Here is a 12,502-nt window from a genome sequence, read left to right as displayed (position 1 = left end):
GACCCTGAAGCGGGCGCCCCGGTAGTGCATTCCCTGGGGTCAGCACCGGCGAAGTCACCGTCGCCGAGCGGATCAGGGAGGGATACGCCAAGAGGGTTGTGCGGGCTAGGCAAGAGGTACGTCTCGTCGATCTCGCAGCCGATGCGGGCGGGAGCCATGGGGTGCTACCGGCGGCAGGAGGTCAACGACCCAACAGGTGCGCCGCCCGGTACCATCGTGGTCGATACCGATGCCCGCTTCGTCTACCTGATGCGGGAGGACGGTCGGGCACTCCGCGACGGCTGTGGCATCGGCCGAGACGGCTTCGCCTGGTCGGGCGAGGCTATCATCCGCCGCAAGGCTGCCTGGCCACGCTGGACGCCTACCGCCGAGATGATGGAACGAGATCCGGCCTCCCGGCGCTACGCGGGCGGGATGCCGGGCGGTCCCGAAAACCCGCTCGGCGCCCGCGCCCTCTACCTGTACAGGGGAACGAGGACACGCTCTACCGTCTCCACGGCACAAGCGAGCCCTGGTCGATTGGGGAGGCGGTTTCGTCGGGCTGTGTTAGGCTGCTCAACGCGGACATCATAGACCTCCATGGCCGCGTGCCGGTCAACACCAAGGTCCGCGTCCTGCGCGCCGGCACATCGCTGACGGGCTAAGTGGGCCAATGGGGTGCCGCCCACGCGGCAGCACCCTCCTGACGAGGAGAAGACCATGGATTACACCTATGCTCGCGTCTTCGGCCGCCCGTTCGATCAGGTGGTCGAGGCCACAATTGCGGCGCTCGGGCGGCACGGCTTCGGTGTGCTTTCCGACATCGACGTTGCCGCGACTATGAAGCGCAAGATCGGCGCCGACATGCGACCCTACCGCATCCTCGGCGCATGCAACCCCGGAATGGCGCACAAAGCGCTGCAGGCGGAACCGCGGATCGGCGTCATGCTTCCCTGTAACGTCATCGTCCACCAGACGGGCGACGATGCCGTCGAGGTTGCGGCCGTGGACCCGGTCGCCTCCATGCAGGCGATCGAAAATCCCGCTCTTGCTGAGACCGCCGGCGCGGTCCGCGCGGCGCTGAGAAGCGCTGTGGACGAGATCGTGGTGTAAGCTGCGAAAGCAACTGAAGAACCGTTCCCGTGCCTCCGGTCGCTATCCCGATCATCTGGCGTGGCAGTATACCGCCTAAGACAAGTCGTTGAAGTACGTGTACTCGATAAACATGTCGTCTAGTCCGCCCTCACCCGCTGGTTCCATTGTCGCCAGCGACATAGAAGTCCGGCGTGTCGGCGGCTTAGGCGACCTCGCCGAAGGCTTTGAGAAGTCGCCCTACCTCGAGCTCTGTGCACTGTAGGCGAAAGACTTCTGCGAGCTGAGCGGAGAGGCACTTCTTGTCGGCGTAGCTTGCCTCAGACTTCAATGGCGGGGGACGTGCGGATCCGCCCAGCGCGGGCGGATGGAGTGCTGGTCAATACCTAACTGCCGTCGAGGTTGCGGACCGTCGCCCTCGTCGGCCGGGGACGGGGTCTGTGTCGTGCGCGATCGGCACGCGGCTCCAGTGGAGCGTTGGTGGGGGTGCCGAGCAGCCAAACCCGGCCGCCCATTCGGGCGTGCCGGGGTCCATTTCAAGGGCCTAAGCCCGGCCTCGCGATAGTGCGGGCAATTATTGCGGTGTGTACCAGATGGGCGACGTGTAAGCGCGCTCGGTGATGGTCATGGGGGTCTGGGGCAAGGGCTGCACCCCGAACCGCTTTGCGTCGTAAGCCGTCCATCGCGGTGTCGGGATCTCGATCACGCGACCGTAGTAGAAGGCCGGCTGACCTGGATCGAAATTCGGGTCGGTCCAGACGGTCGCTAGTTCGGGTGAGCCGATCGAATTCGTCCAGGTGGCGTTAGGGACGTCGACGGTGTTGCCCACGGGCGGCAGCTTGCCGTCCGCTCCGGGCTTGCGCCGGTCTGCATCCGCCCAGGCGACGTCGTAGACCCGCTCCTCCAGCTTCCCATCCTTGGTCAGCCAGCCTTTCACGATCTGGTAGCGGTCGAGGTTCGCGCCAAGTGGATCCTTGAGTGCGGCCACCAGGAAGGAGGGTGCTTTGCCCTGGGGCGCGGCGCGCAGGTCGCCGCCCATTGGCACGCCCTTTGTGTAACCGACTTGCGCGGGCAGACGGCTGTTCGCGTCCTGCGGGACGAAGTCCCACCCGCCGAAGAACCGGACGAGCATGCGGGGGCCAGTCGTCGCGTAAGTCTCGCGGCGCTGCATCGCGTCCCAGAGCGCTTCCCGGGTGTTCTCCCGCGCCCACACGGCGGCGTAGCCGGACGAGGAAACCTGCCAATCCATAATCTTGATGCCGGTCTTCGGATTGTCGACGAAGGTGGCGTGCAGGCGCTCAGGGCTCGGCTCCGCGGGCGTGGTCTTGCCGAAGAAGTTGTCCTCTTCCATCGCGGAGAGCCCGGTATGGGCGTCGCTGCCGCTGACAAGTCCGAACTTGTAAGGGTTCACGCCCAGGGTCTGCTCGAGCTTGAGCCCATTCTTTAGCGCCGAACGGGCATACTCGAACTCCAACATGTCCTTGCTTTTCGCCGCACTCGCATCGAGATTGGCGAAATCCCAGCGTTCGAAGTTGGCGAACTCGTCGTTCGGCGACAGATAGGGGTGCGCCTCGCCGTCGCCCTTGGTCTGCGTAACCTCGTAGAGACGCTCCCAACGCATCCGCGTCTCGGCGTAGTCACGGTCGAGCTTCTTGCCAAACGCCTCAACGACGGGAAACATGATGCCGTTCGAGAGATTGCCGTTGTGCGCAATGGCCAGGACGTTGCCGCCGGTCTTGGCCTGGTAGTTCTCCATCCACTTCCAGAGATCGGCCGGATCCTCGCTGCCGAGCGGCTGCGAGGTGGTGAAAGGCTCGACCAGACCCGCCTTGCTCGCGCCGTCGCGGAAGATGACGTTACGGTGCAGGTTGTTGCCCTTGGGGGTCGAGGTCCACTCGAAGCCGATGAAGGCGGTGAAGCGGCCCGGGTCGTTGGCTTCCTCAGCGGCGGCCAGCGTCTCCTGCCAGGCACCGCGGTAGGCGCGCGTTCCGGGGGCGTAGGTGAGGTCCTTGGGGTAGGTTCCCTGGACAAAGGAGAAGATGATCTCGATGGCGGCCTCCCCGCCGCGGCCCGACTGAATCATGTCGTACCAGCGGCGGCCGGTGGGATCGGCCAAGATCTCGGGCTTGCCACTGAGCAGGTCGGGGAAGAAGCCCATGTTGTCCGAATGATCTGCGACGACCAGGAAGTCGAGCGGGCGGGAGAGCTTCGCCGGCTGCCCGGACGAGGCTGTCACCTGAAGGCCCTTCGCGAAGCGATAGGCGTCCCGCGGCCCGAGGCGCGCCCCGAAGGCTCCCGCGTCGAAGGAGTAGGAGGTGTGCAGATGGGTGTCGCCGAAGAAGGGCCGGGTGGGAAAATCCCGGTTGGCATAAGGGGAGTAGGGCGGTTTCGGCAGCACCTTGTCGATCTGTTCCCGCGTGGTCGTGCCGACGTCCTGCGCCCATGCCGAAGAAGCGGCGCCGAGCGCCATCAAGACCGTCGCCAGGGATCGCCTGATAATCGTCCTTTTCATTCCTCTCTCCCTCCTTTGGCTTCCAAGGTCGCGGCCGGACAGGCCCCGACATCTCCGTGTCGCGCGCTGCGCGGTGTTCAGAACGCGGCCAGGCGCTGGATCATCCAGAACATCGCCAGGCTCCCGATCGCATAGGGCGTCGCCAGCACGGACCAGCGCGGCCAGACGATCCTGAGACGCTGCAGACCGGCCGCCATCACCAGCACCCCGCCAATGAACAGAAGCTGGCCCGCCTCGACGCCGACGTTGAAAAACAGCAGGGCCACGGGAATCTGCCCATCAGGCAGGCCGACATCGCTCAGAGCGCCGGCGAAGCCGAAGCCGTGCAGCAGGCCGAAGGTGAAGGCCACGAGCCACGGCATTCGTTCTGACCATCCGGCCTTTTCCCGGCGGTTGCGCAGGATCTCCGAAGCCACGAACACAATGCTCAGGGCGATCACTGCTTCCACGGGCTTGGGCGGAACACGGACGATGCCCAGCGTCGCGAGAGCGAGAGTGATGCTGTGGGCAAGCGTGAAAGCCGTCACGGTCTTTGCCAGCCGCCACGGACCGCTCGTCAGAAGCAGCAGAGCCAGTACGAAAAGCAGATGGTCGACGCCCGTCAGGATGTGCTCCACCCCGAGGGCCAGGTACGTGCTCGCGACGGACCAGCCCGACGGGCGGGCCGGGACGACGGCCTCGGGCTCGCGGGGCGTGAGGCGTACGACCCAGGTGGAGCTATCCGCGAAGGTGATGCGGGCGAGCACGTCGGTGAGCGTGCCCTCCAAGCCGACGATCCGCAGCGACATTCCGCGCAGGCCGTCGGCCCGAATGCGCCAGGTCTGAACCGCGGCGTCGCCAGTCACCTTTGTGGCGACCGGAGCGAGGAGATCGACCGGGCCGGAGAAGACCGGAGCGAGCGCCAGGCGCATCTCGCCCTGCATCGGCGTTTTCCAGAGCACGCTGAACTCACCGGGCCGTTCCTCGACCAGGTCAAGATAGGCGGGCCGGACCTCGTGCGCATGGGCGACGCGCGGCGCCGACAGCGCCAGCAGGGGCGCGAGGACCGCCACGAGGATCGCCGTCCATTTCATGGCCGGCCTCCCGGGTCCTCGCCGGGCACGCGAACCCAGCGACGCACCGCAGGATCGACGGATACCTGGTACTTGCCGAAGAGCGCCCCGAGACGGTCCGAGCGGGCCCTCTCCTGTCGCTCGCGGCGCCACTCCTCCTCAAGGCGTCCGCGGACCACCTCAAAGGGGCGTGCCTCGACCGGCGACAACGCCGTGACCTTCACGATGTGCAGACCGTAGCTGGACTGGATCGGCCCCGACCAGCGGTCGACCGGCAAAGCGAGAACGGCCTTCGCGAAGGAGGCACCGAACAGGTTGGTCAGGGCTTGTTCGTCCTGGTCGGCGAACGTGTCCCCCAGCACGAGGCTATCGCCCATTTCGTCCGGGACCGCGGCATCGTCGGAAAGGGCCGCAAGGGTGGCGCGGACCTGGTCGTCGCTGCCACGGCGGAAGTAGACCTGGGTGAAGGAAACCCGCGGCTGCGTGCGGACGAGGTCGGGGCGCGTCTCGTAGAGGGCGCGGAGCTCCGCCTCGGTCGGTTCGGCCAGGCGAATGGTGTCGTCGAGCAGAAACGCCATCTTCTGCGCCAGACGGCGCCGGACGATCGTATCTCCCACGTCGAGCTCCAGCGCTCTAGCCTCGCGGGCAAGGACCTCTTCCGTGAGATGGTCGGTCAGGAGCCGCGTGAGCTCCTCGTCGGTCGGCGGGCGCTGCCACTGGCGCGCCCACATCTCGCGCAGCCAGTCAGCATCGGTGGTCGTGATCCGTACGGTTTGTGTGGCTGGCCCTGCCTTGCTTCCCTTGTCGACCGCCCCGTGGACCGCAAAGATCAGGCCGCCGATGACCGCGAAGTGCAGCAGGGGCTCTTTCAACAGTCTCATGGAGCACCTTCCGCTCGGCCGTAAGAGCCTCGTTCCTCGGTGGGCCAAGGCCAATTGTGTGGCTGTCAACCGAACTGCTGGGTAGTCGCTGGGGAGGACGGCATCGTCGCGACGGTCAGCGACCGGCGGCTGCCACGGTGCGGGCAGCCCGGCGGGCTCCAGCCGATCCCGGCCAGGAGCGTCGGGCTGCTGCGGAGGTCTCGCTTACCCCTCAACGAGCCTCAGCGCGGTCGGGCCGCTGATGCGTCAGCGGCGGCCGGCGCGGTTGACGGGACCGCCTCGGTTGGCGGGCGTTCCGGGCCGCACGCCGACGCCCGGGGCGCCGACGCCCGGGGTGACTGCCGCACGGGCAACCGGACGCGGGACCAGAACAACGCCGGGTCTCGCGACGCAGCCAGCCGGATAGCTTATGTATTGGCAGTACACGACGGCGCTGGCGCTTTCCGAGCCTGCGGTCAAAACGCCCGCAAACAACAGGGATGACAGCACCACTGAAGCTCTCATGGTTTCCTCCCGTACCTCACTTAGCTTTTATGTCTGCCGGCAGATTGAGTCATTGCGATACATCAAGAATTTTAGAATGGAGGGAGATCAGTTATCGAAGGTCGCGGTGGCGTCTCAGCAGACGGGTTAAGAAGCATCGGGATCGTCCTTCGGGAGCGTGCCGGCGGTGCGGTCAGGTCCGGCGCCACCCCGTCGGGGGCGGCTCCGCAACAACCGCGCGTCGGGAGCGCGCAGCACTGCGATGGCTCATCACGGTCGCGGACCGGCCCGAGTCGGAACAGTTCCGCCCGCGTTACGTGTACCCGGTCCGGCAATCGATGCGCTTCGGCGCCGGCCCGCGGAGCGACGCCGCGCAGGTACCGGCGGCCTCGGCCTGCCCGGGGTCGATTTGCCGGCCCCGCCGCATCAGGTACTCCGGCCCGCCCGGTGTCCATAGGGAGCTATCGCACGAGCTCAGTGTGCCAAAGGGCCGGCCTGCGAAGCCATCAACGCTATACCCCGTCTTCGAAACCGCTCTTGCGTGAGAGGCACGACCATGCCGACGTCAGCCAGTTCGACCTCGATTTCCGCCCTCGCTCCTACTGGGGGCCGCAGTCGCTCCGGACCCATTTCGAAGCCAGGATCACCGGTGAGTTGCGCCGCCGCTCCTTGGTGGATGCCGAAGTCGGCACCCCGCTCGACCCGGCCGAGGTGGTCTCCTCGCTCGACGTCCAGGAACGTGCTTTCCGATCCGCCATCCATCCCGCCTTCATGGGGGGTGAGTACCTGCCGAAGCGCCGCCCCTATCGGATCCGGGACGAATACGACGACCAGGGCGCGGGCGACGGCTACACCGTCCGGCCCAAGACGTCGCGGCTGCCACTCACGATGCGGGAACCGATCCGCCTCATCGACGGCGCCCTGCCCGGCGGCCTCGTCGGCTTCTGGCGAGACCTCAACGCGGAGGGCGGGTCGGATCCGGCCGGGATGATCGACTTTGCCAGGGCATCGTCGGCGTTCTATCCGCAGCTTGCCGAGTGGTACAGACAGGTGAAGGAGAAGTGGTATCGGGAGAATTGGACTATAGAGTACGAGGAAGTGGAGAGTGCAAGCACCCTCGGTTAATGTGACCTGCAAAAACTTGTCCTAGCGGGCTCGTATTCCATTCATCTACGTCGTTCAGCGAAGGTTCTGCACATAATACAGCATTTGCGAGACCGGAATGGTGAGTAGTTGCGAATTGCGTCACCTCCAGCCTTCCATGCTCGTCAATGACTTGCGGATGCCAGACTTCGAATCGGTGCGCCTCCATCCACGTCATAGTTGCCTGATCGCCATACCTCACCGAAGAATGGTCCGCAGTGTTTAGTGGTGTTGAGAACTGATGGTTGTGCAAATAGCGGCGGCCTCCTGAAGGCTAGGCCGTGCGGACGGCGGCTTCGCGCAAACCCATTCTGCTACCAAGCGGGTCTACCCTGCTTACCCCGAAGATCCCTCCGGGGCCTGACGATGGCCACGTTTGAGAGGTTCCAGCGCCTGAGAGCGTTGGCTCGCTCGTCAGGTCGTGACGGGCGCGACGGCCCTGATCCAGACACGCTCGGGAGCTCCGTGGCGACCTGCGTTTCTCCAGGTCGAACCCGTTGGTCAACTCAAGCGCTACCCGCCGAGCGGATCGTGAATAGATGCTGTGCGGGCGAGCGACGCCTGTCATCTAAGCTCCACTCAAGTGTCACCGCCGCTTCGCGAACGCCTCCTATAGCTCCTGACCGAGGCCTGTCCGGCAACTGAAAATTGCAGAGACAGGTTCGACGGCCCCGCCTGCCGACGCTTCAGGAGACGTCTCCAATGATCGAACCATCCCGCCGCACTCTTCTCGGACTGGGTGCCGCTGCCGCCGGCAGCCTGATCCTGCCCCGCTTCGCCATCGCCCAGGCCGACAGCCGGCCGTCGATCACCGTCGCCGTGCAGAAGGTCTCCAACTCGAACACCCTCGACGTGCTGCGCGAACAGTCGAACGTCGGGGAGCGCGTGTTCTTCTCGTCGGTCTGGGAGGGGCTCATCGGGCGCGACTGGCTGAACGGCCTGCGCAAGGTGCCGCTGCTCGCGACCGAATGGCGTCGGATCGACAGCCAGACGGTGGAACTGAAGCTGCGCCAGGGGGTCAGGTTCCACAACGGCGAGGAGATGACCGCCGAGGACGTCGTCTTCTCGTTTTCTCGCGAGCGCATGTTCTCCAATACGGAGGCCAAGAACCGCACGACGCTGAAGGCATTCGAGCAGATTCCGACGCCGCGCCCCGGCAAGGAGCTGCCGCCCGAGGTGCCCGCCGCCGCCCGCCGCGCCTGGCCGGATCTGATCCGCGTCGAGGCCGTGGACAAGTACACGGTCCGCTTCATCAACGCGACGCCGGACGTCACGCTCGAGGGGCGACTGTCCCGCTACGGCTCGGACATCATGAGCCGCAAGGGCTGGGATGACGCCCCCACCTACCTCGACTGGGCGCGCAGGCCGATCACGACGGGTCCCTACAAGATCGTCGATTTCAAGCCCGACACCTACCTGGTCCTCGAAGCCCATGACGAATACTGGGGCGGCCGGCCGCCCTTGAAGCGCATCCGATTCGTCGAGGTGCCGGAAGTGGCGAGCCGTGTGAACGGTCTTCTCTCGGGCGAATACCAGTTCGCCTGCGACATGCCGCCGGACCAGATCCCCGGCATCGAGAAGAACGCCGCCTTCGAGGTCCAGGGCGGCACGATCCTGAACCACCGGCTGACCGTGTTCGACAAGTTCCACGCGGTGCTCGCCAACCCGATGGTCCGCCGTGCCCTGACGCACGCCATCGACCGTCAGGCGATCGTCGACAGCCTCTGGGCGGGCCGTACGGTGGTGCCGAAGGGCCTGCAGTGGTCGTATTACGATGACATGTTCATCGCCGATTGGGACGTTCCGAAGTATGACCCGAAGCTCGCCCAGGATCTTCTCAGGCAGGCCGGCTACAAGGGCGATGCCATCCCGTACCGACTGCTCAACAACTACTACACCAACCAGGTCGCCACTGCCCAGGTGCTTGTCGAGATGTGGAAGTCGGTCGGTCTCAACGTCCAGATCGAGTCGAAGGAAAACTGGACCCAGATCATGGAACGCGGCACGGCGCGCGGGGTGCGCGACTGGTCCAACTCGGCACCCTTCAACGACCCGGTCTCCTCGATCGTCGCCCAGCACGGGCCGAACGGCCAGCAGCAACAGATCGGCGAATGGACCAACGACGAGGCCAACCGGATGGCCGAGATCCTGGAGACTTCGACCGACTGGGCCGAACGCAAGAAGGCGTTCCGCCGAATGCTCGAGATCTGCGAGCGCGAGGACCCCGCCTACACGGTCCTGCACCAGAACGCCACCTTCACGGCCAAGCCCAAGTCCATCAAGTGGAAGACGGCGCCAGCCTTCGCCATGGACTTCCGGTCGGGCAACTTCTCGCTCTGAGCCGGCCCTTGCCACGACGAGGCCGCGGGCGCCCCCCGCGGGCTCGGACCGTTCCAACCCGGAGCAAGCGAATGACCCCCCTCGTGGAGATACGCGATCTCACGGTCCATTTCGACGGGACCCGCGTCCTGCACGGGATCGACCTGAAGGTCGGACGCGGCGAGGCCTTGGGCCTCGTCGGTGAATCCGGCTCGGGCAAGTCCGTCACCTGGCTCGCCGCGCTGGGCCTCCTGCCGGGCAAGGCCAGGGTGGCCGGCAGCGTGAGGCTCGAGGGCCGCGAGATCCTCGGCGCCCCGGCCCGCGACCTCGACCGCATCCGCGGCGGGCGCATCGCCATGATCTTCCAGGATCCGGCCAGCGCGCTCAATCCGGTCCTCACGATCCGCCGCCAGCTCGGCGAGGCGCTCGCGCTTCATCGCGGGCTGTCGGGCGCCGCCATCCGGGCCGAGGCGAAGCGGCTGCTCGACCTCGTGGGCATTCCGGACGCCGAGCGCCGCCTCTCGGCCTATCCGCACGAGTTCTCGGGCGGGCAGAACCAACGGGTCATGATCGCCATGGCGTTGGCGGGCGAACCGGATCTGCTCGTGGCCGACGAGCCGACAACGGCCCTCGACGTCACCATCCAGGCGCAGATCCTGGACCTGGTCCTGGACATCCGCCGGGAGACGGGCATGGCCCTCGTCCTCATCAGCCACGATCTCGGCGTGATCGCCGAATGCTGCGACCGGGTCGCGGTCATGTATGCCGGCCGGGTCATCGAAGAGGCGCCGGCCAGGCTCCTGTTCGAAGACCCCGCCCACCCCTACAGCCGCGGCCTCCTCGGCGCCTTGCCGCCGCTCGCCGGCCCGCGCCGGAAGCTCCTCGCCATTCCCGGCACCGTACCGGACCCGAAGTCCCTGCCCGGGGGCTGCGCCTTCGCGCCGCGCTGCCTTCACGCGGCGCCCGGCTGCGAGGTGCGACCGCCGGCGCTGGAGCCCGTCGGAGAGGAAAGGCGCATGGCCTGCATTCTCGCCGTCCACCGCCACCAGGCTGTTGTCCGGGAGCTCGTCGAAGCATGAGCGGGATCCTCCTCGAAGCGAAGACCATCGCCCGGCGCTATCCGATGCGCCGCGGCCTCCTGAGCCGCACGGTCGACGTTCGCGCCGTGGACGGCGTGTCGCTCGGACTCGCGCGCGGCGAGACGCTCGGCATCGTCGGGGAATCCGGCTCGGGCAAGTCCACCGCCGGGCGCATGGTGCTGGGCCTCGAGACGCCGGACGCCGGCGAGGTCCGGTTCGGCGGCGTGCCCATGCCGCCGCCCGGGACGGCGGAATGGCGGAGGCTCCGCGCGCGCATGCAGATGATCTTCCAGGATCCGCTCGGCGCGCTCGACCGGCGCCTGCCGGTCGCCGACCAGATCGCCGAGCCGCTCGACATCCACGGTCTCGGCACGCCGGCCGAGCGGCAGGCCCGCACGCGCGAGCTGATCGAGGCAGTCGGCCTCTCTGTCGACCAGGCCCGCCGCTACCCGCACGAACTGTCCGGCGGGCAGCGCCAGCGCGTCGTCATCGCCCGCGCGCTCGCCACCCGACCGGACCTGATCGTCTGCGACGAGCCGGTGTCGGCCCTCGACGTCTCGATCCAGGCTCAGGTGGTCAATCTCCTGGGCGACCTGCAGGCCGAGCTCGGCCTCGCCATGCTGTTCATCAGTCATGACCTCCGAGTGGTCCGGCAGGTGAGCCGGCGGGTCGCCGTCATGTATCTCGGCCGCATCGTGGAGGAAGGGGACGCCGACGACCTGTTCGCCCGTCCCCTCCACCCCTACACCCGGGCGCTGGTCTCCGCGGCGCCGCTGCCGGGCAAGTCCCGCGCGGATCGGATCGTCCTCTCGGGCGATCCGCCGAATCCGGCCGACCGGCCTCCCGGCTGCGCTTTCCATCCGCGCTGCCCCGTGGCGGTGGCACGCTGCCGGACGGAGGCCCCGGCGCTCGTCGACCTGGGCGGGGAACGCCGCGCCGCCTGCCACCACGTCGCGCCGTCCGCCGCGCCCATGCCGGAAGCCGCCTGATGCTCCGCTTTCTCCTCGCCCGCCTGTGTCGCGCGCTGCTGACCATCGCCCTGGTGGTCACCTTCGCCTTCGTCGTGCTCCGGATGTCGGGAGACCCGGCCCTCATCATCATGGGACCGGAGGCGCCCCCGGAGGTGATCGCGGCCTTCCGCAAGGCCTGGGGTCTCGACGACCCGATCTGGAAGCAGTACCTCAGCTACTTCTCGGCCATCGCGGAGGGCGAACTCGGTCGCTCCATGCGCGACGGACGGCCCGCGATCCAGCTCGTCGCCGAGCGGATCCCGGCGACGCTCGCCCTCACGCTTCCGGCGCTGCTCCTGAAGGTCGGGCTCGGCATCCCGGCGGGTGTCTACGCGAGCCTGCACCGGGGGAGCTGGGTCGACCGGCTGGTCATGACCCTCGCTGTCGCCGGCTTCACCGTGCCGAGCTTCGTGCTCGGACTCGTGCTGGTGCTGATCTTCTCCGTGCAGCTCGGCTGGCTGCCCTCGGGCGGGCAGGATACCTGGCGGCACGCCATCCTGCCCATCGTCACCATGGGCCTCGGCGGCGCGGCGATCCTGGCGCGCTTCACGCGCTCGGCCATGCTGGAAGTGCTCGGACAGCCCTATATGCGCACGGCGCTCGCCAAGGGTGTTCCTTGGGCCGCGGCCATCCGCAACCATGCCCTCCCCAATGCCGCGATCCCGACCGTGACCATCGTCGGCTTCATGGTCGGCACGCTGATCGCCGGCGCGGTCGTGGTCGAGAGCGTGTTCTCCTGGCCCGGCGTCGGCCGGCTCCTGGTCGTCGCCGTGGCGAACCGCGACCTCGCGGTCGTCCAATGCATCCTGCTCGTGGTCGCGGCCACGATGGTCGCCGCCAATCTGACGGTGGATCTGCTCTACGGCCTGCTCGACCCGCGCCTGCGCCAGGCGCCCGCCGGCGGAGGACACTGACCGTGACCGATATTGCCACCCCTGCGCCCGCCCGCCGG

At 67.2% G+C, this 12,502-nt stretch carries 10 protein-coding genes and 1 pseudogene; 7 read left to right on the top strand and 4 right to left on the bottom strand.

Annotation, left to right across the window (positions count from 1 at the left end):
* Positions 1-24: 24 nt before the first annotated feature.
* Together WBG79_RS15835 and WBG79_RS15830 are read left to right on the top strand one after the other, a co-directional pair.
* A pseudogene (locus WBG79_RS15835) lies at positions 25-644 on the top strand (L,D-transpeptidase).
* Positions 645-699: 55 nt separating this feature from the next.
* A complete protein-coding gene (locus tag WBG79_RS15830; protein WP_337358161.1) occupies positions 700-1,092 on the top strand; it encodes a DUF302 domain-containing protein in 393 nt (130 codons plus the stop codon).
* A 553-nt stretch (positions 1,093-1,645) separates the two neighbouring features.
* On the opposite strand, the gene WBG79_RS15825 is transcribed toward WBG79_RS15830, so the two are convergent.
* The 4 genes from WBG79_RS15825 to WBG79_RS27635 all read right to left on the bottom strand — a co-directional run bounded on the left by WBG79_RS15825 (position 1,646) and on the right by WBG79_RS27635 (position 6,020).
* Positions 1,646-3,583: a DUF3604 domain-containing protein gene (locus WBG79_RS15825; protein ID WP_337358160.1), complete on the bottom strand. Its 1,938-nt coding sequence runs from the start codon at positions 3,581-3,583 to the stop codon at positions 1,646-1,648.
* 77 nt (positions 3,584-3,660) lie between these two features.
* The gene (locus WBG79_RS15820) at positions 3,661-4,656 is read right to left on the bottom strand and encodes a HupE/UreJ family protein (protein ID WP_337358159.1); all 996 of its coding nucleotides are present in this window, start codon (positions 4,654-4,656) and stop codon (positions 3,661-3,663) included.
* Positions 4,653-5,516 carry a peptidylprolyl isomerase gene (locus tag WBG79_RS15815; RefSeq protein ID WP_337358158.1) on the bottom strand — a complete coding sequence of 288 codons (864 nt, stop codon included), beginning with the start codon at positions 5,514-5,516 and terminating at the stop codon, positions 4,653-4,655. Before WBG79_RS15815 ends, WBG79_RS15820 begins: the two co-directional genes overlap by 4 nt.
* A 246-nt stretch (positions 5,517-5,762) precedes the next feature.
* Complete coding sequence (locus WBG79_RS27635; RefSeq protein WP_443147467.1) at positions 5,763-6,020, bottom strand: hypothetical protein; 258 nt, start codon at positions 6,018-6,020, stop codon at positions 5,763-5,765.
* Between the two features lie 516 nt (positions 6,021-6,536).
* Between WBG79_RS27635 and WBG79_RS15810 the strand changes: the two genes are divergently transcribed.
* The 5 genes from WBG79_RS15810 to WBG79_RS15790 all read left to right on the top strand — a co-directional run bounded on the left by WBG79_RS15810 (position 6,537) and on the right by WBG79_RS15790 (position 12,464).
* A complete protein-coding gene (locus tag WBG79_RS15810; protein ID WP_337358157.1) occupies positions 6,537-7,124 on the top strand; it encodes a hypothetical protein in 588 nt (195 codons plus the stop codon).
* 720 nt (positions 7,125-7,844) lie between these two features.
* A complete protein-coding gene (locus tag WBG79_RS15805) occupies positions 7,845-9,482 on the top strand; it encodes an ABC transporter substrate-binding protein (RefSeq protein WP_337358156.1) in 1,638 nt (545 codons plus the stop codon).
* Positions 9,483-9,553: 71 nt separating this feature from the next.
* Entirely contained in the window at positions 9,554-10,540 is a 987-nt protein-coding gene (locus tag WBG79_RS15800) for an ABC transporter ATP-binding protein (RefSeq protein WP_337358155.1), read from the top strand.
* Positions 10,537-11,529, top strand: a complete 993-nt coding sequence (locus WBG79_RS15795) for an ABC transporter ATP-binding protein (RefSeq protein WP_337358154.1) — start codon at positions 10,537-10,539, stop codon at positions 11,527-11,529. The genes WBG79_RS15800 and WBG79_RS15795 overlap by 4 nt, the downstream gene beginning before the upstream one ends.
* Positions 11,529-12,464 carry an ABC transporter permease gene (locus tag WBG79_RS15790; RefSeq protein WP_337358153.1) on the top strand — a complete coding sequence of 312 codons (936 nt, stop codon included), beginning with the start codon at positions 11,529-11,531 and terminating at the stop codon, positions 12,462-12,464. Before WBG79_RS15795 ends, WBG79_RS15790 begins: the two co-directional genes overlap by 1 nt.
* Positions 12,465-12,502: the final 38 nt, after the last annotated feature.

The sequence above is a fragment of the Prosthecomicrobium sp. N25 genome (assembly GCF_037203705.1).
Lineage (GTDB): Bacteria > Pseudomonadota > Alphaproteobacteria > Rhizobiales > Ancalomicrobiaceae > Prosthecodimorpha.
Note: the sequence above shows the minus strand (reverse complement) of the source record. Positions and strands in the feature narration are given on the sequence as shown.

Coding starts and splice junctions, on each gene's coding strand:
- WBG79_RS15830 (WP_337358161.1), top strand. CDS start 700: ATGGATTACACCTATGCTCGCGTCTTCGGCCGCCCGTTCGATCAGGTG.
- WBG79_RS15825 (WP_337358160.1), bottom strand. CDS start 3,583: ATGAAAAGGACGATTATCAGGCGATCCCTGGCGACGGTCTTGATGGCG.
- WBG79_RS15820 (WP_337358159.1), bottom strand. CDS start 4,656: ATGAAATGGACGGCGATCCTCGTGGCGGTCCTCGCGCCCCTGCTGGCG.
- WBG79_RS15815 (WP_337358158.1), bottom strand. CDS start 5,516: ATGAGACTGTTGAAAGAGCCCCTGCTGCACTTCGCGGTCATCGGCGGC.
- WBG79_RS27635 (WP_443147467.1), bottom strand. CDS start 6,020: ATGAGAGCTTCAGTGGTGCTGTCATCCCTGTTGTTTGCGGGCGTTTTG.
- WBG79_RS15805 (WP_337358156.1), top strand. CDS start 7,845: ATGATCGAACCATCCCGCCGCACTCTTCTCGGACTGGGTGCCGCTGCC.
- WBG79_RS15800 (WP_337358155.1), top strand. CDS start 9,554: ATGACCCCCCTCGTGGAGATACGCGATCTCACGGTCCATTTCGACGGG.
- WBG79_RS15795 (WP_337358154.1), top strand. CDS start 10,537: ATGAGCGGGATCCTCCTCGAAGCGAAGACCATCGCCCGGCGCTATCCG.
- WBG79_RS15790 (WP_337358153.1), top strand. CDS start 11,529: ATGCTCCGCTTTCTCCTCGCCCGCCTGTGTCGCGCGCTGCTGACCATC.